The following is a 23,058-nucleotide window of genomic DNA, read 5'->3' on the forward strand; positions in this document are numbered from 1 at the left end:
TCAGAATTGATAGGCGGCGCCGGCCACGAAGGTGCGGCCATAGGCGGAATATCCGGCGCCGACGCCGCTGGTGCTCTGCCCCACGGACTGGCCGGGCGCCCAGGGCAGCAGCGGGTTGCCGTTCAGGTAGGTCCGCGCCACCGAGTTGGTCAGGTTCTTGGCCTCGACATAGACGTCGAAGCCATGCAGGAACTTGTAGTGGACGCTGGCCGTGACCCAGTCGAAAGAGTCGGCCTTGGCCGGCCAGCCGGGCACCTCGGTGCACATCGAGCAGGCGTAGGTGTAGCCCGACGCGTGGTCCCAGGTGATGTCGCCGGACAGCCCATCCTTGTCGTAGATCAGGCTCAGCGACGAGGTGATCGGTGGTACCGGGTCGATCGCGCCCAGCGATTTGCCGTTCTGGTCGTAACCCTGGCTGCTGGTGGCGGTGAACTGGGCATGGATGCCCACGCCCAGATCGGTCATGTGCTGCCAGGTCAGTTCGATGCCGGCGAAGGTGCTCTTGGCGCCGTTGGACGGGGCCGTCACCGTCCACAGGAAGGGTGTGCCAGGCACGGTGCCGGGCGGGCCGCCGACGTACTGCATGGTGCCGAGATCCACATTCGTCGTCACCCCCTCATAGATGTCGTCGCGGATCCGCTTGCCGAACAGGGCGACGGTGAAGGCGGCGTGCGGCATGTAGTACCACTCGGCCGACAGGTCCGCCTGCCAGGCCTTGATGGGGCGCAGGCCGGCGGTGCCGCCGTAGAACAGCTGGGGCTCGCCGTTGATGGCGTTGTTGGACGAGGTCGGCGCCAGCTGGTTAAGGTTTGGGCGCGATAGGGTCTGGGCCACCGCCGCGCGCAGCTGCAGTTCCTCCGGCATGGCCCAATAGGCGAAATTGGCGGACGGCAGCGGAATGATGTAGGAGCCATGCGAGTTTGAGGCCTGGCCGGTCGCGTATTGCACGTTCCAGGTCTGGGTGGCACCGACGGCGGTCGGGGTCCACAGCGACACCGGCACGGCCGCGGCGGTGCTGGCGTCGGTTTCGGTGCGCACCACGCGCACACCGATGTTGCCCGACCACCGCGCGCCCGACATCTCCGCCTCGACATAGAAGCTGTCGGTGCGTTCCTTGACGCTGTAGGAGTTGTAGGGGTTTTCCTGCGGCAGGGTCTGCGAGAAGTCAAACGGCGTATAGGGTGCTGCGCAGACGGTCGGGTAATTCTGGCAATAGAAGGGGTTGGGCTTGCCGTTCAGGCTCCTGAGGAAGTTCAGCAGCGCCGCCGAATTGAGGCGCGGCAGCGTGGTCGGGAAGGATCCGCCGGCGCCCTGCATGAAATTGGGCGGGCTGACCATGGTGACCACGTCATAACCCTGCGAGGCGAAGGAATAGGGGTTGCATTGGATGGGGCAGCCGGCGGTGTTGTACAGCGTGCCATACTGGCCCGAGCCGTTGTCCCAGTCGTTGCTGATGTCCTGGCGGCTTTTCTCGCGCCGCGTTTCCCCTCCGCCGAAGGTGAGGCGGTCGATGAAGAAGGCGTTGACGTCATAGGTGCCGTCGAGATTGATGCCGCGCACCTGGTCCTTCACGGTGTAGCCGTTGAGACCGACATAGTGGGTCGACCAGTATTTGTTGTCGTTGAGGAAGCCGGAATTCATCAGCGCCGTGTAGGAGCAATAGCCGGCATTGGTCGAACTGGCCGTTCCCGAGGGGCAGGCGCCGAGGCCGAGTTGGCTGGGCGGGATGGCGACGTTGAGGCTGGGCAGCCCCCGCACGGTATCGGACATGTTCAGGATGTCCTCGGCATAGGGCGTGGCGGACACCAGGCCGGCGGTCATGAAGGTGTCCTTGCCGCCCTCGGGCCGGTCGGCGGCGGAGCGGTAGGCGTCCACCGCCAGGGACAGCCGTGACGTGGCCTGCCACTTGGCATTGATGCCCACCAGGCTGGTGTCGACCTTGCGGGCCACGGTGTTGTTGACCATTTCCGGCTGGAAGTCGTTGACCGACACGCCGCTGATGATGCCGTTCTGGTAGGTGGCGTTGTTCCAGGTCGGATTGCCGTTCTGGTCGCTGCCATAGGGGAAGTAATAGCTTTCATTATAGCCGACCTGGGGGTCCTGCAGCCGGGTCCACAGGCCATCCACGGCGATCTTCAGCGTGTCGGTCGGGCGCCATTCGATGCTGCCCGAGACCGCGTCGCGCTTCTTCTCGTCATAGATCGAGCCGAAGGTGATGCAGCAGGGCGTCGCCGCCAGGGCGTGCGGGTTGCCGCTGCCATCGAACGGATAGGTGTTGGGGCCGTAGATGTTCTGCTGGTAGGCGTTCAGCGAGTCCGTACGGATATTGTTGTCCGAATGCACAGCGCCGATCAGGATTCCCCAGGTGCCGGTTGAATCGGTATCGGATAGGAAGGCCGTATATTTCTGGCCGTGCAGGGTCGACATGTCGTTGTAGTCGCCCTCGGCATGGACGCCGCCATGCAGGCCGGGATTGTCGAAGGGGCTGGCGGTGCGCAAATTCACCGTGCCGCCGATGCTGCCCTCCAGCGCCGACGCCTGGGGTGATTTCAGCACGTCGGCGGCGGTGATCACCTCGGACGGCAGCACGTCGAAGGCCAGGTCGCGGCCGTCATCGTCGGTGGCCAGGACACGGTTGTTCCAGGTGACGATATTGTACTGCGCGCCCAGGCCCCGGACGCTGACCTTCTGCCCCTCGCCGCCGGTGGTGCGCGAAATGGTGATGCCGGGCAGATGCGCCAGTGAGTCGGCGACGTCCGCGTCCGGAAAGCGCCCCAGCTCGGTGGAGTTGATGGAATCAAGGACGACCGATGCGTTCCTTTTCACCTCCAGCGACTTTTCCAGGTCGGCGCGGATGCCGGTGACCACGATCTCCTCCAAGTCGCCCGTGGCGGATGGGACATTGGTGGATTGGGCCCAGGCCCCGCCCCCGCATCCCATCGCCAGGATCATCGGCAGGATCCAGGCGCTTTGCGGCGTTCTTTGAGTCGTCTTCAGACCTCTCCTCATTCCTTCCACCTCCTGTTCGGTCGCGGCATTCGAGGCCGCTTTCATTTTGATGCGAGCGTCGTCACCTGCTCGCGGCTGAAACGGATCCCGGCGGCGCGGGCGGCATAAAGGGCTGCACCGACCACGGGGGTCAGCAGCGGCGGCTGCAGGTGATAGCGATGGCCGCCGGCCTCAAGCGCCGCAGCGAAGGGGTCGAGCACCAGGGCGCCGGCGCGGAACACCCCGCCAACGTACGACAGGGCCAGTTCCTCGCCGTCCGGCACGCCCAGACCCGCGCGGACGGCGGCGGCCAGACGGGCCAGTTCGCCCCCGGCCCGGACGAAGATCGCCGTGGCCGCCGCGTCGCCGGCCTGTGCGGCGGCGGCCACGGTCTGCGATACCTGGGCGACGGCGCTGCGCGCAGCACCGCCCGGCCTGTTGACCAGGCCGCACAGGTCGATGTCGCGGGCCAGCTGGAAGCGGGCGCGGACCAGATCGAGCAGCGGACCGGGCGGCATGCGCCCGTCGCTCATCTTCGAGAACAGGGCCAAGCCCTCGCGGCCGATCCAGTGGGCCGATCCCTCGTCGCCGAAGATCTCGCCCCAGCCGCCGGCGCGGGCGCCGCGGCCCTGGTATTCGCCGTAGGCGATCGAGCCGGTGCCGGCGGTGATGACGATGCCGTCCTCGCATGCCAGCGCGCCCGCCCAGCCCCCGACCATGTCGTTGCCGCAGCTGTACCGGCCGCCGGCAACGGCGGCACCGGCGGCATCCGTCAAGACGGGATCGGTGGCCGGATCCTCACCCAGGGTGGGCAAGCCGAAGAAGGCGTGGCGGATGGCGGATGGCGTCAGACCGGCCTGGGCCAGCACCGCGCGCACGCCATCGTTCAACACCGCGCGCAACCCCTCGACCCCGACCTCGGGATGGTAGGAGGAGCCGCCCTCATGACGGGCCAGCACTGCGCCCTCGGGGTTGAGCAGCAGGAAGGCGGTCTTGGTGCCGCCGCCATCGACGCCAAGGAACATCAGGTCCTCCCCGGCTCGGGATAGATGGTCACACCCTGCACCACCCGGTTGACCGCGCCGGTGCGGCTGGGGTTGTCGGGCGTGCGGCCCAGGGCCAGCGAACGGCCGAGGGCGAAGGCCTGGGCCCAGGCCAGATAAGGGAAGCTCAGCTCGGCGTCGGATGCGGCTTCCAGCCCGGGCAGCAGGTCGGCGCTCAGGCCGTCCAGGCCGTCCCCCTGCCCCGCCAGCACCAGCAGCCTGCCGGCGATGCCGTCGCCGGCGATCTCGCGCACCACGTCCAATTCGTAGCGGCGCGCCTGCGGGTCGTTGGACAGGAACAGCACCACCAGAGTCTGGCCGTCGACGAAGGTTTTCGGGCCATGGCGGAAGCCCAGCGGCGTCTGGGCCATGGCGACGATCTCGCCATCCGTCAGTTCCAGCAGTTTCAGCGCCGCCTCGTCCGCGATGCCCGCCAAGCCACGGCTGCCGAGGTAGACCACCCGCTTGAATCCGCCGTTGGCGGCAGCCGCCAGCGAACCGCCGTGATCGGCGCAAACCTGATCCGCGGCCGCGCCTATGCGGGCGACGTCGATAGGCTGCGCCGGCAGCAGGATGCGCCGCGCCGCCAGCGCCATGGAGGTGAAGCTGGATGTCATGGCGAAGCCGCGGTCGTGGGTTGCCTCCGGCAGCAGCGCGACCAGGCTGCCCGGCCTGCCGTGATGGCGCCGATACAGGGCGCCGTCGCCATTGCAGGTGATGATCAGATGGCGGCAGTCGGCCAGGTAGGTCTCGGCGATCTCCGTGGCGGCGACGCTCTCAGGGCTGTTGCCCGAGCGGGCGAAGGACACCAGCAAGGTCGGCACGTCGCGCTGCAAGAGCTGGGCGCCACCCACCACCATATCGGTGGTGGCGATCGCCTCAACCCGGCGGTCGAGGCCGGCCAGCAAGTCCGGCACCAGCGAGCGGCCGATATAGTCGGAGCTGCCGGCGCCGGTCAGCACCACCCGCAGGTCGCTGCGCGCCATCAAGGGCGCCAGGAACGCCTCGGCGCGTGGGCGCAGCACCTGCACGAGCTGCTCGGTGGCGGCCCACATGGCAGGCTGCTGGCGTATCTCGCGCGCCGTCCACCCGCCGCCGCGCGCCTCCAGCTCGTCGGCGGCCAATCCGGTGAAAGTCATTAATGGGTGCTCCGTTGATCGCAGGCGCGGGAGTACGGGGTCAGCGTCTCCCGGATGTGGTGGATGACGAGGTCCTCGCCCTTCAGGGCCAGCGCGCCGGCGCGGATCGCCTCATAGGCGGCGGGCATGTACTGGCTGACCAAGGCCAAGGGGGGCGGGTCGGCGTCGAACGCGGCGCACAGGCGGCGAACCGCGCGGGCGACCCGTCCGGTCGGCCAGTAGTAGCGGATGCGGTCGGACAGGCTGTATTGCAGCTGCAGGTCCAGCTCAGCGCCCCGCCCCCCGTAATAGGGCTTCCAATAAGTCGGGTCGTCACGCATGGCCGCCAGCACGGTGTCGCGCAGGCTGGCGGACCGATCGTCGCCCTGCCATTCCTGGCCGATGCGGTCCAGGGCCCACAGCGCCTCCCTAAGGGCGAAGGTGACGCCGGGACCGACCTTGAGGATGGCGAAATGGTCGCGCACCAAGGCGGCCAGGGCGGCGGCGCTTTGGTAATCGGTGGAATGGGCCTCGAACACCAGATGCGGCTGGCCTTCGATCGAGGCGCTCAGCTTCCGGGCCTTGGCCGGCACGTAATCGACCACATGGTGGTTGTCGAACTCGACGCCCGGCTGGACCACCAGGCCGACCACCCTTTCCCATGCCGCCTCCAGCCCGTGCCGGACGAAGGCCTGGCGATGCGCCTCGATGGTGGCGCGCGCCGCGTCCGGGTCGGTCACCGCCAGTTCATCCAGCGCTTCCTGCGCGCCGCCGGGGACCGGCACTTCCGAGCCGATGACATAGACCGGCGGTTCGCCGCCGGCGTCCTTCCAGGCCGCCTCGGTGCGTTCGCACAAGGTGGCGGTGCGCTCGGCGATCACCGCGTCTGAAAGGCCGCGCGGATCGCCGCCGCAGGACATCGAGCAATCGAGATGGATCTTGCGGAAACCGGCCGTCACATAATCCGCCACCATCACGGCGGCGCGCTTCATCGCTTCGTCCGCGTCCATCGCCCGCCAGGCGTTGGGGCCGAGATGGTCGCCGCCCAGTAGCACCCGGTCACGCGGCAGGCCGGCCTCGTCCGCCAGGCCCATGACCAGGTCGCGGAAGCCGTCGGGGCGAAAGCCGGTATACCCCCCCTCCTGGTTCACCTGGTTGGAGGTCGCCTCGATCAACGCCTGGCCGCCCGCCTCGCGGGCGTGGCGCAGCGCCGCCTTGATCGCCAGCGGATGGGCGCAGCAGACGGAATAGATGCCGACCGGTTCGCCGGCGCGGTGCCGTTCGATCAGATCGAGTATCGCTTTCATGCCTGGTCCTCGGGTTCAATGGTCAGAAGGGCCGCCGCGGCGAAGGCCAGTCCGATGCCGACCAGCTTGGGCAGGGCGGGCACCAGCCCCAGCGCCGCCAGCGAAATCAGCGCGGTGATCAGCGGGGCGCCGGCATTGGCCAGCGGCGAGACGACGATCGCCCGGCCGTGGCGGAAGGCGTAGACCAGGGTCAGCGCCCCGATCGAATTCAGGATTTGGGTGGCGGCGGCCAGGCCCGGGCCAGACCAGCCGTAATTGATCGGCTGTGAGAAGTCGGTCATGGCCAGCGCGACGGGGGCCAGCAGCAGCCCGGTCAGCGCCATATAGGCGAAGATGGCCTCGGCGCTCATCACCGGCGCCGCGTATTTCATGAAGAAGCCCTGCACGCCCCAGGCGACCAGCACCAGCAGCGCCAGCACGAACCAGGCCAGGCCCTGCCCGGCCCCAGCGCCGCCCGGCGAGAAATCGAACAGCGGCAGCGCCACCAGGGCGCACAAGATGCCCAGGCCGCCGATCCAGGTCACCCGCTCCCGCAGGATGGCGGCCGACAGGACGATGGTGACCAGCGGCGACAGGGCGATGACCGGGAAGATCAGATAGGTCGGGCCGATCCGCACCGCGTGGAACAGGACCATCTGGCCGCCGGCGCCCAGCAACCCGACCGCCGCGCCATAGATCAGGGAGCGGCGATCCCATGGCCAGTTCCAGTCGACCCGCCACAGGGCGTACAGCGCCGGCGGGATCATGGTGAACGCCCACACGACATAGATCAGCGTTTCGGGAAAACCGTTTTCCGCCGGGGCACCGGCGAAGGCGCCCCACACCCCCCACAAACCGGTGGTCAGCAGCGCGAAGAGCAGCCAGGGACGGCGATAGGCGGGGATGGCCATACTGGACACGCGGCACTCTCTTGAGGTTTGTTTTGCTAAGTTTCGTTTTCTTGTCACTTCGCGACCTTATCGAAAGAAGATGGAAAACGCAACACGCTGAATCGTGCGCTTGGACGCGAAACCCTGGCGGGCGGTTTTTCCAATTGACGCGCCTGGGCAAGTGCCGCACTCGTAGGCGACCAAGGCCAGGAAAACGAAAGATGAGCATCAAGCGCGATACCAGCGAGCGGCGCAGCCAGATCAGCGCCATGGTGCGCCAGCACGGCAGCGTCCAGGTGGCGGACCTGGCCAAAAGGTTCCGCGTTTCGATGCAGACCATCCGCAAGGATTTGCACTTCCTGACGGAGCACGGCGTCATGGCCCGCTCTTATGGCGGCGCCATCGCCTCCGACGTGGTCGCCTCGGCGACAACGGCCGCCATCGAATCCCCAGTCGCGGCCAAGCTGGAGTTGCAGCACGCGGAGAAGGAGCGCATCGGCCGCTTCGCCGCCAGCCTGATCAATCCTGGTGAGTCCATCGTGCTGGATTCCGGCACCACCACCCTGCAAATCGCCCGCTTCCTGCCGGATATCGAAGACCTGACCGTCGTCACCAACGACCTCAACATCGTGACCGAGCTGGCCGCCAAGAGCCATATCCGCGTGGTGCTGATCGGCGGGGAGCTGCGCCGCAAGAACATGGCGTTCTACAGCGCCCAGACGGTGGCGGCGCTGAGCGAGCTGGCGGTCGACAAGCTGTTCCTGGGCGTCGATGGCATAGACGTCGAGCGGGGCGTCACCACCCATCACGAGGCGGAAGCCATCCTGAACCGCAAGATGGCCGACGTGGCGCGCCAGACCATCGCCGTCACCGACAGTTCGAAATTCGGCCGGGTCTGCCTGCATCGCATCATCGGCGTGGGCGAGATCGACATGCTGATCACCGACGAGGCGGCACCCGATGCCATCGCCACCGCCTGCCGGTCGCTGGGCGTGGATTTGCGGCGGGTATAGCGACGCAAGTTTCGTTTTATTGCGATACCCCTATTGAATTTCGATTTCGTTCGCCATAGCCTTGGCAAACGAACGACATCGACAATCGTCTGGACTCGCCATGAAGCAGCCCTCCTCGCGCCGCGCCTTTCTCAAGATGACGACGAGCCTGGCGCTGGCCGCGCCCATGGCCACGCCGATGCGGGCGCTGGCGGCGCCGGGGAGGGTGGTGGTTTTCGCGGATGACCGGCTGCGCATCGAATTCGACAACCAGATGCGATCGCGCGTCGCCCTGGTGACGGGTGGCAAGCCGCTGTGGCTGACCGGTGTCGACGCCGGCGAGACCCTGTCCCTGGTCGGCGGCCATGACGCCGTGTTGTTCGCGCTGCGCGACACAACCTCGCAGGCCATCAATGACCGCCATGGCCCCGGCCGGCAGGTCCGCCTGGCCGGTCTGTCTGGGCAGGGCATCGAAAAGACCCTGACCCTGCGCCAGTACGCGCGCTACCCCGGTGTGGCGTTCATGCAGGTCTCTTACCGCAACACCACCGCGAAGGCCGTGGCGGCGACCGGCTGGCGCAACGGGGCGCATCGCCTGCTGCCACCGGGGCTGCAACCGGGCGGTTCGGTCCCCGCCTTCTGGTCCTATTCCGGCGGCACCTATGCCGACCGTCGCGACTGGCTGCAGCCGGTGAAGGCCGGTTTCGCCCAGGACAACTACCTGGGCATGTCCTCCTCGGATTACGGCGGGGGCCCGCCGATCGTGGACCTGTGGCGGCGCGAGGGCGGCCTGGCCGTGGGCCATCTGGCGCCCGTGCCGGAACTGGTGTCGCTGCCGGTCAGCGAGGACAAGGGCGGCGCGCGCCTGGCCCTGACCGCCGTGCGCGATGTCGTGCTGGCGCCCGGCGGGACGTTCGACACGCTGGAAACCCTTGTGGCCGTGCATGCGGGCGATTACTTCGCGGCGCTCGATGCCTACCGCCGCATCGCTGCCGACCGGGGCGTGCGGCCACCGCAACCCTCCGCCGCCTCTTTCGAACCCATCTGGTGTGCCTGGGGCTATGAACGGTCGTGCACGCCGGAGCTGATCGAGGCCACCTTGCCCAAGGCCAAGGAATTGGGGCTGGACTGGGCGGTGATCGATGACGGCTGGCAGAAGGCAATCGGCGACTGGGTCATCGACCCCGCCAAATACCCGGGCCGTGAAGCCGATTTCCTGAAACTGGTGGGCGGCATCCGCCAGGGCGGCCTCAAGCCGCGCCTGTGGTATGCGCCGCTGGCGGCGGCGCCGGGCAGCGATCTGCTGCACGACCATACAGACATGCTGCTGCTGTCCAAGGAGGGGGCGCCCCAACTGGTCACGTGGTGGAACAGCTTCTACCTGTGCCCGGCCTATGAGCCGACCCGCGCCCACACCGTGGCGCTGGTGAGGAAGTTCCTCGGCGACTGGGGATTCAAGGGGCTGAAGATCGACGGGCAGCACCTGAACGGGGTGGCACCCTGCTACAACCCGGCGCACAACCATGCCCGGCCCGAGGAGTCGGTCGAGGCCTTGCCCGGCTTCTTCCGCGCGATCTACGAAGCGGCGATGGCCATCGACAAGGACAACATCGTCGAACTCTGCCCCTGCGGCACCGCCTACAGCGTCTACGACTTCCCCTACGTCAACCAGGTGCCGGCCTCGGACCCTGAGTCCTCGTGGCAGGTGCGGTTGAAGGGCAAGACGCTGAAGGCGCTGATGGGCCCGTCGGCGCCCTTCGCCGGCGACCATGTCGAGTTGTCAGACGGTGGCGACGACTTCGCCTCCACCGTCGGAATCGGCGGGATCGTCTCGACCAAATTCACCTGGCCGATCGACCCCAAGCCCAAGGATTCCTTCCTGCTGACGCCGGAGCGCGAGGCCCACTGGAAGAAATGGATCGGGCTGTACCGCGACAAGCGCCTGGCCGAGGGCCTCTATCGCGGCGACGTCTACGACATCGGCTTCGACAAGCCGGAAGGCCACCTGGTGGAAAGCGACGGACGCTATTACTACGCCTTTTACGCACCGCACTGGAGCGGCCCCCTGACCCTGCGCGGGCTGCCGGCCGGGGGCCGCTTCCGGGTGCGTGACTATGTCGATGAGCGCGACCTTGGCCTGGTGCCGGCGGCCCATCCGGTACTGACGATCAGCTTCGAGAAGTCGCTGCTGCTGGAGGTGTCGCCGGCGTGAGCATAGGGCCTGCTTTTAAGGCGCGCCCTGGGCCGGAAGCCCGGGGCGCGCCTTTAAGGCAGGTTTCGGTTCAGGCCGAGGGTAGGAGCCCCCGCGCGAAGTCGCGGTAGGAATGCAGCGGGCGGCCCAGGATGCGGGTCAGCCGCTCGACATCGCCGGCTTCGGGGATCATGCCGTCGCTGACATAACGCTCGGCCATCAGGCGCATCTCGTAGGCCATCCACTTCGGCATGAAGCCGGCCATGGTGCGCTCGAAGCCGCTGGGGTCGTCACCGCCATAAGCGATCGGACGCCCCAGGATGTCCGACCAGATCGCCGCCACATCGGCACCCGTCAGCGTATCGGGACCCACCAGGTTGATGGTCTCGACCGGCACGTCGGCCGGCCCCTGCCGGCGGCGGATCAGCTCGATGGCCGCGACCTCGGCGATATCGCGGGCGTCGACCATGGCGACCCCCTGGCCGCCAATCGGCATGGGATAGACGCCGTGATTGATGATGACGTCCTTGATCATCAGTTCATTGTCGATGAAGTAGGTGGGCCGCAGGATCGTGGCGCTGGAACCCATCTGTTCGATCATGCGCTCGGCCCCCAGCTTCACCGCGAAGTGAGGCACGTTGACGAAGCGATCGGCATGGATCACCGACAGGTAGACCAGCCGCCGCACGCCCGCCTCTCGGGCGATGTTGAGGGTGATGATCGCCTGCGTGAATTCATCGCCGGTGACGGCGTTCAGCAGGAACAGCGTGTCCACGCCGGCGAAGGCGGCGCGCAGCGCGTCGATGTCCAGCAGATCGCCCTGCGCCACGTCCACGCCGGCCGGGAAGTCGGCCTTGGACGGGTCACGGGTCAGCACCCGGACAGGGGCGCCGCGCTTGACGAGCTGGTCGACGACATGGCGGCCGACGCGGCCGGTGGCGCCAGTAACAAGGATGGTCATGGGGATCACTCCAGGTTGGGGTCAGAAGACACCCCTGTAAATGACTGATCCAAATTCCACCCGATAGGCGCCGATTTTGGACATGCCGTCCCGCTGATGGGACAGTTGGCCCAATCCAGCGGCGCGTCCGGTCAGCCGCAATTCCGCAGGACTCGACAAAACTCCACAATTGGTCTCCAGGCCACGGGGTATATTGCCCTCGAAAGCGACAACGCACCCGAACCGACCGACACTTCCGTGGAGTTACGATCATGAGCATTTCTTCCATTGGCGGGTACGCCAGTTCCGTCGCCGCCCTGTACCGCCCCGCCGCCCCCACCGCGGCGACCGACACCACCGCCAGCCAGGCCGCCCCGCAGCAGCCCGCCACCCTGGATCGGGATGGCGACGGCGACGTGGACACGGGCGCCGTCGACAAGGACCGGGGCAACAACATCAATATCAAGGCTTAATCGCGCCCGCGTCGCGGGCGGCGGCACGTCCCTTTCAGGGGCGCCCCTGTCGCCGCCCACGCCGCGTCCAATCCAATATTCGCCCCCACCATGGGCGACAGTCGACTTGGCTCCCCTGTTCGCCAATAATCAGGCATGGATCGAATACTGCTCGTTGACGATGATGTCGCGCTGGTGGACATGCTGCGCGAGTATCTGGAACAGGACGGGTTCGCCGTCGACGCGGCCCATGATGGCGCCGCATGCTTCGACCATGCGCCGGAGGAATTGGACCTGATCGTGCTGGACGTCATGCTGCCCAAGCTGTCGGGTTTCGATGTCCTGAAACGCCTTCGCCAACGATCCGACGTGCCCGTCATCATGCTGACGGCCCGCGATGACGACGTCGACCGCATCGTCGGTTTCGAAATCGGCGCGGATGACTACGTGCCGAAGCCCGTCAATCCCCGCGAACTGGTGAGCCGAATTCGCGCCGTCCTGCGCCGCGTCAACGGCGGGGCCAACAAGGCGCCGGCGGACCTGCAGGTGGGCAGCGTCCGGCTGAACCCGACCGCCCGCGTCGCCTGGAACGGCGAATGGCGGCTGGACCTGACCTCGGCGGAATTCAGCCTGCTGGAACACCTCCTGCGCGGCGCGGGCCGCATCATTTCGCGGGATGAGCTGTCGGCGGCGGCGTTCGGCAGGCATCACGCGGCCGGCGCCGATCGCAATGTCGACACACTGGTGAGCAAGGTCCGCCGTAAACTCGACGCCACCATCATCGATGGCGAGCAGCCTATCAAGACCATCCGCAATGTCGGCTATCTTTACGCCCTGCCCCCATCGTGACGGGGTGGGGATCTGTTCCGATGGCCATGATCTTCCGGCACCTTTCCCGTCTTGCGCAGGCCGCTTGGCTGTCCGGCGCCATCGTGGTCGCCGCCCTGGGGGCTGGTGCCGCCCGGGCGCAAGAGGCCGAGCCGGCGGACAGTTATGTGCCGGGCCAGGGGTTCAACGTCGGTCCGGTCAACCTGGCGGGCTATTCCAGCCTGGTCGCGAGCCTGCCCGACCAGGGCCGCAAGACCCTGAGCCTTGAGGATCTCAGTCTCTACGCCAGCGCGCATGTCGGCATCTTCGTCAACCCCTTCATGGAGGCCGAACTGACGGGGCTCAACCTCCTGCCTTGGGCGAAGGGGGATGACGGCGGCGATGGCGGAAAGGGTCATGGCTATGTCGTGCTGGAGCGCCTTTACGACGACGTCCAGTTGCCGGATGGCTTCACCATACGGTTCGGCAAGATGCTGGCGCCGGTCGGCGACTGGAACCAAATCCACGCGGCGCCACTGGTGCTGTCAACGGTCCGGCCGGCGGCGACTTACCGCGGCTTCAGCCAGTACGCCACCGGCCTGTCGGTGTTGTATAACGATCCCGAGGCCCGTTGGCCGGACGTCCAGGTCTACTGGCAGCCCATGGACGAATTCTCCGCGCGGCCGGACAGCATCGTCGATGACCATTACCGCCTGGTCGAAGGCCTGCACGTCAGCTTTCCCCTGGGCCTGCTGGACAAGGTGGGGTTTTCGGTTCAGCGCACCATCGACCGGCTGGGGGTGGAACAGCATCTGGCGGGGGTCGACTTCCGGTATACGATGGGCCCGGTGACATTGCAGGGTGAAGGGGTGGTGTCCTCCCTTTCCCAGCCGGCTGGCGTGCAGACGCCGCGCAGCCTGGAGTGGAGCGCGTACGTGGCGCCGTCCTACGCCTTCGATGACCGGTGGTCCATCTACGGCTGGTACGAGATTTATGATGGGCGCGGCACCGCGTCCGCCAGCGCCGGGCAGGCCGGCCCTGCGAGCGACGGGACGGCCCAGGACGTCCTGGCCGGCTTCGCCTTCCGGCCGCAGCCGGCCATGGTCTTCAGGCTGGAATACCTGTTGAACGTCGGTGGGCCGCCGGTCAACCCCACCGGCCTGTTCGCCTCCTGGTCCGTGCTGTTCTGATGCGGCGGCGGCGGCCCCTGCTGGCGGTTCTGATAGGGTTGTTCCTGTCGGATATGGCGCGGGGAGAGGACATCCTGGTGGTGGCCAATCCGTCGGTAACCCTGGGCCACCCGCTGAGCACCGGCGATGTCGCCGCGATCTACTTGCTGCGCCTGACCTTATGGCCCGACGGGAACGCGATCATCCCCGTGAACCGCGAAATCTCCAGCGAGGTCCGCACCCGCTTCACCGCCGGCGTCCTGCACCAGGATAACGCCAGCCTGATCGTTTATTGGAATGAGATGCACTTCAAGGGTAAGGCACCGCCGGTGGTCCAGGAATCCGAACAGGCGCTGCTCACCTTCATTCGCCGGGTGCCGGGCTCGGTCGGGTACGTCAGCGGCGGCGGCGGGGTGCCGGAGGGTGTCGTGGTCCTGGCCAGGTTGCCCGTCGCGGCCGGCTCCGGCGGGGGCGGCCCATGAAGGCCGCCATCGGCAGTTCCATCGGACGCAAGATCGTCGGCGCGCTGTTGGCGATATACCTGCTGACCTATGGGCTGACGGCGGCGGTGGTGTACACCGGCGTGCACCGGTCATTGCTGGATTCCGCCGAAGGCGGCCTGGCCCAGGTGGCGGACCTGAAATACCAGCGTCTATGCAATCGGATGGACGAGCTGGCGACGGACCTGACCGCCTGGGCCCAGCTGGAGGTGATGAACGACCTGGTGTCCGGCGACGTTGACCGGCGGATCGGGACGACGCTGGAGGCGCTGCAGCGCCTATACGGGCTGGCGGGTGGGATTTACGCCTTCGATGCCGGTGGCGCCCTGATTGCCGACGCCGATGGCGACGACGGCGCCCCGCCGCGCGGCACCCGCCTTCCGGCGGCCTGGACCGTGACGGCCCACGGCGTCACCTTCTTCGACAAGCATCGGAACCCGCTGGGGGGCGGGGACGTCGTCGCCCTGGCCATTCCCATCTTCGGCAGCTTCGCCCCGGATTATCGCGTGGGCACCCTGGTCATCGCCCTGCCATGGACTATGGTCGAGACGCTGTTGAGCGGGGTGGAACCCCGCACGGTGCTGGTCCGCCGGCCTCCCCATCCCGCCGTCCTGTCCAGCGCGGCCGATCCCGACATGGACAGGGAAAGCCACATCACCGGCCGTTCCGTGCAGCGGGATGGCCTGCTGCGGTCCTGGCAGGTGGTCGTTTCGCAACCGATGTCGGTCGTGACGCGGCCCTTGCGCCGGGTCGCGCTGGAACTGGCCCTGCTGGGCATCCTGCTCGCGGCGCCCATCTTCGCCTTCGTGCGCTGGATGGGCCGGCGGCTGACGGCGCCCATCATGGAACTGACCCGGGCGGTGCGGGTCATCGCCGACACGGACCAGCTGGACATCCAGGTCCCGGTCACCAGCCAGGACGAACTGGGCTTCCTGGCCCGCTCGTTCAACCGCATGACGGCCAGCCTGCGGAACGCCCGGGCGGAGCGTGACCGCAGCATGCGCGACCTGGAACACCTGAACCTGACATTGGAAGGCAAGGTGGCGGACCGCACAGCCGAGCTGGAGGCCGCCGTGACCGCCCAGCGGCGCCTGATCAGCGACATCTCCCATGAGATCAAGTCGCCGCTGGCCCGGCTCAGCATGGCCTTGGGCCTGGCCCGGCGCCAAGTGGAACCGCAGGCCCCCCGCCACTTCGACCGGATGGAACAGGAGATCGCGGCCGTCGCCGCCCTGGCCTCGGAACTGCTGACCCTGGCCCGGCTTGAAGGGGCGGCTGCGGGGTTGCAGCGGGCCCCGGTGGACCTGCCGGACCTGCTGCGCGCCATCATCGCCGATGCCGCCTATGAACGGCCCGACCGGCAGCGTGACCTGGCCCTGGTGGTGGCGCCGGACTTGCCGGACGGCGGCGTCCTTCCGGGTAACGCCGACCTGCTGCGCCGCGCCATCGAGAACGTCATCCGCAATGCGCTGTTCTATACGACGGCGGGGGTGCAGGTGACCGTGACCCTGGCGACGCCGGCGGCGAACGCCCCCACCGGCCTGAGCCTGACCGTGGCCGACAGGGGCCCGGGGGTATCCGACGACGCCATCGGGCAGCTGTTCGATCCGTTCTACCGCGCGGATCCGGCCCGAGCCCGCGACACCGGCGGCACCGGCATAGGCCTGACCATCTGCAAACGCGTGGTGGAACTGCATGGCGGAGCGGTAAGGGCGACACACAACCATCCCACCGGGCTGGTGGTCGAAATCACCCTGCCCGCCATGCCGCACACGCCGCAGAACTGAAAATAACCGGTGGGCAAGTCCACACAACTCCACGACGCGCGGCCCTAGCATGGGACCCATCGCTTCACCGCCCTGACGGCGGCCGAGGCGCGGTTCCACCAGCGAAGGCGCGGCCCCATGAATGCGAACCCCCATCCCCGCCCCGTCCCGACGGAAGACGCCTGCAGGTCCGTGTCGGCCCAGGCGAGGCTTACCGACATCGTGGTCCTGTCCGCCGGTCATCCATCCCGGCCCGCCGTTGAGCAGCTGGTCCGCGAAACCTATGCCCAGGCTTATGGCGCGCGCATAGGCCGCTTTCCCCGCCTGATGATGGCGGCGTTCGATCAGCACGGGAACCCCGCCTGTGCCGCGGGCGTGCGCACCACCGCCGATGGTTTCTTTTCCGAAGCCTATCTTGACCAGCCCATAGAGCGCGTCCTTGGCCAGAGGAGCGGGCGCCACGTGCACCGCGCGCGGGTGTTTGAGATCACCACCCTGGTCAGCCGCCGCGCCGACCTGTCCGCCGGCTTTTTCCACAGCCTGGCCTGCCGGGGGGCCCTTGACGGCTACGACTGGTGCTTTTTCACGGCCACGTCGCGCCTGCGGCAGCTGTTGGCGCGCCTTTATCCGCCCCTGCTGGTCCTGGCCCAGGCGGACTCCGCCCGCCAAGCCGATGCCGCCGCCTGGGGACGTTACTATGAAAGCGCCCCGGCCGTGTGCGCGGCGGATGACTGGCCGTTCCTGAGCCCCGGGCCGACGCGAACGGCGGAAGCGGCTGCGGGGGCGGCGCATGCATGAGATCCTGCGCGCCATGCGCCGGCACGCCGCCGTCACGCCCCACCGGCCGGCGGTCACCGACGGCATCTCGTCCCTTGATTATGCGGAGTTGGCGGCCCGCGTCGCCGGCGCGGCGCAGGCGCTGACGGCGCTGGGGGGAGCCGGCCCGCGCCCTGTGGTGGGCATCCTGGGCGCCAACCGTGTCGAATGGGTCGTGGCCCAACTGGCCATTTGGCAGGCGGGCTATACCGCCGTCCCGCTGCCGCCCTTCTTCTCAGCCGCCCAGTGCCGGCACATCGCCGCCGACGCCGGCATCACCCATATCATCCACACACCCGACGCGGATCCGGGCCCAGGCGGCCCCTCGGACCTGCCCCTCCAGCCCGTCCCAGCCATGACCGCGGCCACCGCGGCCCTGGACCTCGCCGGAACGGCGCGGCAGGTCATTTACACCTCGGGCAGCACGGGCACGCCGAAGGGCGTGCTGCTGGAGGGGCGCCAGCTGTCATGGAGCACCCTGGCGCTGGCCCAGGCCATCGACGCCCGACCCGACGACCATTACCTCAGCCTTCTGCCCATGGCGCTGTTGCTGGAGACCCTCTGCGCCATCACCATGCCGCTCAGCGCCGGTGCGCGGGTGACCCTGATGCCCGGGCTCACGGACCGCATGGGTGGTCCAGCCCCCGGCCCGGCCCCCTTGCGGCTGGCCGACGCCATCACCGCCGCGGCCCCGACCTGCCTCATGCTGGTGCCCCAGCTTCTGGCCGCCTGGGTGACGGAGCTGGAGCGGACGGGCGGCACGGTCCCACCGGGGCTACGCCTGGTAGCCGTGGGCGGGGCGGCCGTTCCCCCCGCCCTGGCCGAGAGGGCCTGGGCCCTGGGCATTCCCGTGCACGAAGGCTATGGCCTGTCCGAGTGCTGCTCGGTCGTGGCCTTGAACCGGCCCGGCCAGCGGCGGCCTGGCACGGTGGGCCGGCCCCTGCCCGGCCTGCGCGTGACCCTCGACGGGGGGGAGATCGTGGTCACCGGCCCGTCGGTCATGTCGGGATATCTGGGGACGACGCCAGCGAATGAGCCTGCCGGCCCGGCGACCTGGCGCACCGGCGACCTGGGGACCTTCGATGACGACGGTCACCTGACGGTCCATGGACGGCGGGACGCCCTGATCGTGACGCCCGGGGGGCGCAACATCAGCCCGGAATGGGTGGAGGCGCATTTCCTGAACGACCCCCGCCTGTCGCACTGCCTGCTCAGCGATGGCGGAATGGACGGGCTGGCGATGCTGCTGGTTCCGGCGCCGGCGGCGGAATCATGGTTCGAGGCCGCCGGGAACGACGCCATCGCTGCCTTGGCATCGACCGCCGCCGCCGGCCTGCCTGCCTATGCCCGGCCCCGCCGGCATCACGTAGCACCACTGCGCGACCTGGCAGCGCGCGGCCTGCTCACCGCCAACGGACGGCTGCGCCGCCGGGAAACCACAGCGGCCTACCACCTGCAGCTCCATCCACCGGCCATGCCGGCGATCCCGACCCCGCTGGACCATTCGACCACCGACCATTGACGGAGGCCCCCTTGCCCGACACCTCACCAACACCCTATCAGCGCCTGCTCGCGGAGACCGCCCAAGCCCGTGGCGCCTTCCTGTCCATCCCCGTGCTGAGCATGGCAATGGATGGGGCCGTGCCGCTGCCGCTTTATCGTGATTTCCTGGCGCAGGCCTACCATCATGTGCGCCATACCTGCCGGCTGCTGGCCCTGGCGGCGGCCCGGACGAACGACGAGGATTACCGGGCCGCGCTGTTCGACTACATCACCGAGGAACAGGGGCACGAGCAATGGATCCTGGACGACATCGACGCGGCGGGCGGTGATGCCGCGCGGGTGGCCGCATCCGTGCCGGGCCAGGCCTGCCGTGTCATGCTGGCCTATGTCTACGACGCCATAGAGCGCGTCAGCCCTTACGCCCTGCTGGGCATGGTCCATGTCCTGGAGGGCATGTCGACGCTGCTGGCCTCCCGCGCGGCCGATGCCCTGCAACGGGCCTACCGGAGCGACGGCACCGCCGGCTTCCGCTACCTGACCTCCCACGGGGCGCTGGATAAGGAGCATGTGGCCTTCTTCCAACAGCTGGTCGACGGTTTGCGCGCCCCGGAGGCGCTGCCGGTCATCGCCGACACGGCGAACATGGTCTATCGCCTCTATGGCGACATCTTCCGCGACCTGAGCCGGGGCTTGGACAGCGCGCAAGGAGATGCTTGCCATGCCGCATGACTCCGCCTCAAGCGGCATGACCGCGCTGATCACCGGCGCCGGCTCGGGCATAGGCCAGGCGCTGGCCGTCGAAGCGTCGCGGCGGGGGTTGGGGCTGGTTCTGGTCGGACGGCGGCGCCCGCCGCTGGATGCCACCAAGGCGCTGTTGCGACCCGGCACGCGGTGCCTTGTCCTGCCAGCCGACGTGACCCTGGCCGAGGATCGCGGGGCCCTGGTGGACGCTGTGCGGGACCATGCCGGCGGGCTGGACTTTCTGGTGAACAACGCGGGCCTGGTATGGGCGGGGGCCTTGTCGACCCTGGACGACCGCACGCTGACCGCGCTGGTGGCCACCAACCTGATGGCACCGCTGGCCCTCACGCGGGACTTCCTTCCGCTGCTGTCCGCCGCGGCCGGGCGGGTGGTCAACATCGGTTCCCTGCTGGGGGATATTCCCTATCCCCTGTTTGCCGGCTATTGCGCGTCCAAGTATGGCTTGCGCGGCCTGTCCGACGCCTTGCGGCGGGAACTGCGATGCCAGGGCGTGGGCGTGACCTATGCCGCACCGCGGGGCGCCCGCACGCCCGCGACGGAGGCTCTTGAACCGCTCCTGGCTTTGCTGGACATGCCGACGGACCCGCCGGCGGCCATCGCGAAACGGATATGGGCCGCAGCATTGGCCGGCGCCGACACCGCCTATCCCGCCGGCCCGGAACGCCTGTTCGTCCTGCTCCAGCGCCTATTCCCCCGCCTGGTCGATGCCGCGGTGCGGCGCCAATTGCGGCGCGGTCCCCTGGACGCGCTGATGGCGCCGCCGGTGCCAGCACCGCAGCCCGGCCGTCGCACCAGCCCCCGCGTCGATTGCCTGCCCCTGGTTTAAGCTTTTGTTTCGTCATGCAATTCACGCCTCGGATGAGCCCGTCCGAGGCGATTACACTCTAAAAGGAACCGCCGCCTATGGATCATACCCTCACGCCTAGGGCGCGCCGATTGGCCCTCGCCATGACGGTCGCCCTCCTCCCCCTGTCGGTACCGGCGGCAGGGCATGCGTCGCCGATGGAAAGCGAGGCCATCGCCCAGACGGTCGCGACCGATGCCACGCCATCCGGGATGCTGACCGCCCTGGCCGGCGTGGAACGGGAATGGTCCCACATCTCGTTCAAGGTGACGGATCACGACGCGCGCGTGCAAGCCATGACGGCACTGGCCGACCAGGCCGGCCAGCTGGCATCGCAATACCCCGGCCATGCCGAACCTCTGATCTGGCAAGCCCTGACCCTCAGCAGTCTGGCCGGCTTGAAGGGTGGCATGGGCGCGCTTTCCCTGGCGCGCGAAGCCCGCACGCTGCTGGAGACGGCAGGGCGCCTGGACTATCGCGCGGTGGGAGGTGCTGTGCCCACCAGCCTCGGCTCCCTCTATTACAAGGTGCCTGGCTTTCCCCTGAGCTTCGGCGACGATGACAAGGCCCGCCGTTACCTGGAGGAAGGACTGGCGATCAATCCCGATGGCTTGGACGCCAACTACTTCTATGGCGACTTCCTGTTCGAACAGGGGGATTACCGCAAGGCGGCGGAGGTGCTGGCGCACGGCCTGGCCGTGCCGCTCACCCCCGACCGGCCCGTCTGGGACGCGGGACGGCGCGTCGAAATCCGCTCGCTGCTGAAGCGTGCGCAACAGAAACTGGCGGCCGGGTGATGGACGCCTTCAATCAGCTGGCGCGGCCGCCGATCCGTTTCCGCGCGGCCTGGCACGCCCTGGGTAGCCAACTGCGCCATCCCACCGGCGTCCTGGGGCATTTGCTGGGCTTGGTCATGAACCGCCTGAACGCCCATCCCAACCGGGTGGCGGTGGAGGCTTTGGCGCCCCGCCCCGGCGACACGGTCCTGGAACTGGGCTGCGGTCCGGGCCATGCGCTGGCCCTGGCTGTGAAAGCGGTGGGGCCAGCCGGCACCGTCCACGGCATCGACCAGTCGGCGGTGATGCTGCAACAGGCGGCCAAGCTCAACCGGCAGTCCCGACAGCAGGGACAGCTCCACCTTCATCTCGGCCGTTTTGATACGCTGCCGCTTCCGGCCGGCGCGGTCGACGGGATGCTGGCGGTCAACGTGGCCTATTTCTGGCAGAACGCGGCCGATGTCCTGCGGGAAGCGCGTCGCGTGCTGCGACCGGGCGGACGGCTGGTGGTTTACGTGACGGACGCGGCCACCATGCAGCGCTGGCCGTTCGCCGGGACCGGCACCCACCGCCTGTTCACGCCCCTGGACCTGCGGGCCATGCTGCTGGCGGGCGGCTTTCCCGGTGCCGGTATCTCCATCCGATCCGTGCGGCTGGGGTATGGGATGACCGGCCTTGTCGCCATTGCCGAAAACCAGCCCTCCCGCCCGTTGCGACAGGTTGGCGCTGAATTATAGGCAATCTTTATGTGGAATCGAAAATCAAAAAACGGCGAACCAGCAACAGAGAACAGTTTATGAGAATACCGGTTTTGCACAATGGTCTTTTATTTAGACCATCACCAGCAAACAAAACATACGCAGTTTGACGTATTAGGATTTCGCTTTCCCACCCCCATCCTGCCCCTGAAGCCGACGCTGGGGACCTGAGTTCCCGGCACCGATAACGGCAATGGGACCTAAGGACGGGGGAATACATCATGTCGGGCATCATCAACACGACGCAACGCCGCCTGCGCTTGGCGCTTTTGGCCACGGCCCTCACCCTGCCCGCCCTGGCGGCGCAGGCGGGCGAGACCATTTCCGCCGGCGGCGACAAATCCATCACAGTGGGCCTGGGCGTGCGCGCCAGCTTCACCAGCGTGGAGGATGGGGCGCCGGACGGCACCTCGCGCTCCGCCGATTTCAACCTGGACAGCGTGCGCCTCTACATCAGTGGCCAGCTGACGCCCATGATCAAGGCCACCTTCAACACAGAGCGCGACAGCGCCGGCCGGGTGGAGGTGCTGGACGGTTACGCCCAGTTCGAGCCGGCGGACGGCATCAACCTGTGGGTGGGCCGCATGCTGCCGCCCAGCGACCGTGCCAACCTGGACGGCCCCTATTATCTGAACACCTGGGCCTACCCCGGCACCGTGTCGCAGTACCCGGCCAAGTTCGCCGGCCGCGACGACGGCGCCACTGTCTGGGGCAAGCTGCTGGACAAGAAGCTGGTCTATTCCGTCGGTGCGTTCGAGGGGCACAACCGCATCACCGGCGCCAGCAACCAGTCCGACAACCTGCTGTACGCGGGCCGCGTCGCCTATAACTTCCTGGATGCCGAGCCCGACCCCGGCTACTACACCAGCAGCACCTACTATGGTTCCGTCGACGTGCTGACCCTGGCCTTTGCCGCCCAGTACCAGCAGGACGGCGTGGGCACCCTGGCCCGGCGGGGCGACTACACCGCCTGGAACGTGGACGGCCTGTTCGAAAAGAAGCTGGACGGCATCGGCGTGGTGACGCTGGAAGGCGCCTATTACCAGTACGACACCGGCGGCGTGGCCGACGTGCCCAGCAGCTTCGGCGGCGCCGGCCCCACCGACAATGTCGGCGGCCTGACCCAGGGCAAGGCCTATCTGGTGGGCGGCGCCTTTCTGATCCCGGCCAAGGTGGGCTGGGGCCAGTTCCAGCCCACGGTGCGCTACCAGCATTTCGATGCCGACCTGACCGGCATCTCCACCAGCCAGACGGACCTGGGCGTCAACTACATCATCGACGGCCACAACGCCCGCATCAGCGCGGAATACGTCATCACCAGCACCACCGGCAAATCCGACGGCAACGCCGTGGTTCTGGGCGTGCAGCTGCAGTTCTGACAGCGGCAGGACGCGTCGGCGACCAACCGCATTTGAACCGGACCATACGTCAAACGCCCCATGGGGTTCTCCCCGCCC

At 67.9% G+C, this 23,058-nt stretch carries 20 protein-coding genes; 14 read left to right on the top strand and 6 right to left on the bottom strand.

The features are described from left to right. From FBZ87_RS19290 to FBZ87_RS19310, 5 genes are all read right to left on the bottom strand, one after another. Entirely contained in the window at nucleotides 1-2,952 is a 2,952-nt protein-coding gene (locus tag FBZ87_RS19290; protein ID WP_186454846.1) for a TonB-dependent receptor, read from the bottom strand. Between the two features lie 98 nt (nucleotides 2,953-3,050). Next, a complete protein-coding gene (locus FBZ87_RS19295; protein WP_145612231.1) occupies nucleotides 3,051-4,013 on the bottom strand; it encodes an N-acetylglucosamine kinase in 963 nt (320 codons plus the stop codon). Continuing rightward, entirely contained in the window at nucleotides 4,013-5,170 is a 1,158-nt protein-coding gene (locus tag FBZ87_RS19300) for an AgaS family sugar isomerase (RefSeq protein WP_145612232.1), read from the bottom strand. The genes FBZ87_RS19295 and FBZ87_RS19300 overlap by 1 nt, the downstream gene beginning before the upstream one ends. Next, on the bottom strand, nucleotides 5,170-6,456 hold the full coding sequence (locus FBZ87_RS19305) for a D-tagatose-bisphosphate aldolase, class II, non-catalytic subunit (protein WP_145612233.1): 1,287 nt from the start codon (nucleotides 6,454-6,456) through the stop codon (nucleotides 5,170-5,172). Before FBZ87_RS19305 ends, FBZ87_RS19300 begins: the two co-directional genes overlap by 1 nt. Beyond that, nucleotides 6,453-7,346: a DMT family transporter gene (locus FBZ87_RS19310; RefSeq protein ID WP_145612432.1), complete on the bottom strand. Its 894-nt coding sequence runs from the start codon at nucleotides 7,344-7,346 to the stop codon at nucleotides 6,453-6,455. Before FBZ87_RS19310 ends, FBZ87_RS19305 begins: the two co-directional genes overlap by 4 nt. A 200-nt stretch (nucleotides 7,347-7,546) precedes the next feature. Here FBZ87_RS19310 and agaR point away from each other — a divergent pair, with 200 nt between their 5' ends. Continuing rightward, entirely contained in the window at nucleotides 7,547-8,338 is a 792-nt protein-coding gene (gene agaR / locus FBZ87_RS19315; RefSeq protein ID WP_145612234.1) for a transcriptional repressor AgaR, read from the top strand. Between the two features lie 100 nt (nucleotides 8,339-8,438). Beyond that, nucleotides 8,439-10,529 (top strand): glycoside hydrolase family 36 protein, encoded by a 2,091-nt coding sequence (locus FBZ87_RS19320; protein ID WP_145612235.1) that lies wholly within the window; start codon nucleotides 8,439-8,441, stop codon nucleotides 10,527-10,529. 70 nt (nucleotides 10,530-10,599) lie between these two features. Here the strand turns inward: FBZ87_RS19320 and FBZ87_RS19325 are convergent, their stop codons facing one another. After that, nucleotides 10,600-11,469 carry an SDR family oxidoreductase gene (locus tag FBZ87_RS19325; RefSeq protein ID WP_145612236.1) on the bottom strand — a complete coding sequence of 290 codons (870 nt, stop codon included), beginning with the start codon at nucleotides 11,467-11,469 and terminating at the stop codon, nucleotides 10,600-10,602. Nucleotides 11,470-11,720: 251 nt separating this feature from the next. Here FBZ87_RS19325 and FBZ87_RS19330 point away from each other — a divergent pair, with 251 nt between their 5' ends. The 12 genes from FBZ87_RS19330 to FBZ87_RS19385 all read left to right on the top strand — a co-directional run bounded on the left by FBZ87_RS19330 (nucleotide 11,721) and on the right by FBZ87_RS19385 (nucleotide 22,980). Then, nucleotides 11,721-11,921: a hypothetical protein gene (locus tag FBZ87_RS19330; RefSeq protein WP_145612237.1), complete on the top strand. Its 201-nt coding sequence runs from the start codon at nucleotides 11,721-11,723 to the stop codon at nucleotides 11,919-11,921. Nucleotides 11,922-12,056: 135 nt separating this feature from the next. After that, the gene (locus FBZ87_RS19335; protein WP_145612238.1) at nucleotides 12,057-12,749 is read left to right on the top strand and encodes a response regulator transcription factor; all 693 of its coding nucleotides are present in this window, start codon (nucleotides 12,057-12,059) and stop codon (nucleotides 12,747-12,749) included. Nucleotides 12,750-12,769: 20 nt separating this feature from the next. Then, complete coding sequence (locus FBZ87_RS19340; protein WP_145612239.1) at nucleotides 12,770-13,897, top strand: hypothetical protein; 1,128 nt, start codon at nucleotides 12,770-12,772, stop codon at nucleotides 13,895-13,897. After that, the gene (locus FBZ87_RS19345) at nucleotides 13,897-14,358 is read left to right on the top strand and encodes a hypothetical protein (RefSeq protein ID WP_145612240.1); all 462 of its coding nucleotides are present in this window, start codon (nucleotides 13,897-13,899) and stop codon (nucleotides 14,356-14,358) included. The genes FBZ87_RS19340 and FBZ87_RS19345 overlap by 1 nt, the downstream gene beginning before the upstream one ends. Then, nucleotides 14,355-16,163: an ATP-binding protein gene (locus FBZ87_RS19350; RefSeq protein WP_145612241.1), complete on the top strand. Its 1,809-nt coding sequence runs from the start codon at nucleotides 14,355-14,357 to the stop codon at nucleotides 16,161-16,163. Before FBZ87_RS19345 ends, FBZ87_RS19350 begins: the two co-directional genes overlap by 4 nt. A gap of 117 nt (nucleotides 16,164-16,280) precedes the next feature. After that, on the top strand, nucleotides 16,281-16,940 hold the full coding sequence (locus tag FBZ87_RS19355; protein ID WP_145612242.1) for a thermostable hemolysin: 660 nt from the start codon (nucleotides 16,281-16,283) through the stop codon (nucleotides 16,938-16,940). Beyond that, nucleotides 16,933-18,480: an AMP-binding protein gene (locus FBZ87_RS19360; RefSeq protein ID WP_145612243.1), complete on the top strand. Its 1,548-nt coding sequence runs from the start codon at nucleotides 16,933-16,935 to the stop codon at nucleotides 18,478-18,480. Before FBZ87_RS19355 ends, FBZ87_RS19360 begins: the two co-directional genes overlap by 8 nt. Before the next feature lie 11 nt (nucleotides 18,481-18,491). After that, nucleotides 18,492-19,190 (top strand): iron-containing redox enzyme family protein, encoded by a 699-nt coding sequence (locus FBZ87_RS19365; RefSeq protein ID WP_211107012.1) that lies wholly within the window; start codon nucleotides 18,492-18,494, stop codon nucleotides 19,188-19,190. Then, a complete protein-coding gene (locus tag FBZ87_RS19370) occupies nucleotides 19,180-20,049 on the top strand; it encodes an SDR family NAD(P)-dependent oxidoreductase (protein WP_145612244.1) in 870 nt (289 codons plus the stop codon). Before FBZ87_RS19365 ends, FBZ87_RS19370 begins: the two co-directional genes overlap by 11 nt. A 122-nt stretch (nucleotides 20,050-20,171) precedes the next feature. Next, on the top strand, nucleotides 20,172-20,864 hold the full coding sequence (locus FBZ87_RS19375; protein ID WP_211107013.1) for a tetratricopeptide repeat protein: 693 nt from the start codon (nucleotides 20,172-20,174) through the stop codon (nucleotides 20,862-20,864). Next, the gene (locus tag FBZ87_RS19380) at nucleotides 20,864-21,580 is read left to right on the top strand and encodes a class I SAM-dependent methyltransferase (protein ID WP_145612245.1); all 717 of its coding nucleotides are present in this window, start codon (nucleotides 20,864-20,866) and stop codon (nucleotides 21,578-21,580) included. The genes FBZ87_RS19375 and FBZ87_RS19380 overlap by 1 nt, the downstream gene beginning before the upstream one ends. Before the next feature lie 242 nt (nucleotides 21,581-21,822). Beyond that, nucleotides 21,823-22,980 (top strand): porin, encoded by a 1,158-nt coding sequence (locus tag FBZ87_RS19385; RefSeq protein WP_145612246.1) that lies wholly within the window; start codon nucleotides 21,823-21,825, stop codon nucleotides 22,978-22,980. Nucleotides 22,981-23,058: the final 78 nt, after the last annotated feature.

This window comes from Nitrospirillum amazonense (assembly GCF_007828035.1).
Classification (GTDB): domain Bacteria; phylum Pseudomonadota; class Alphaproteobacteria; order Azospirillales; family Azospirillaceae; genus Nitrospirillum; species Nitrospirillum amazonense.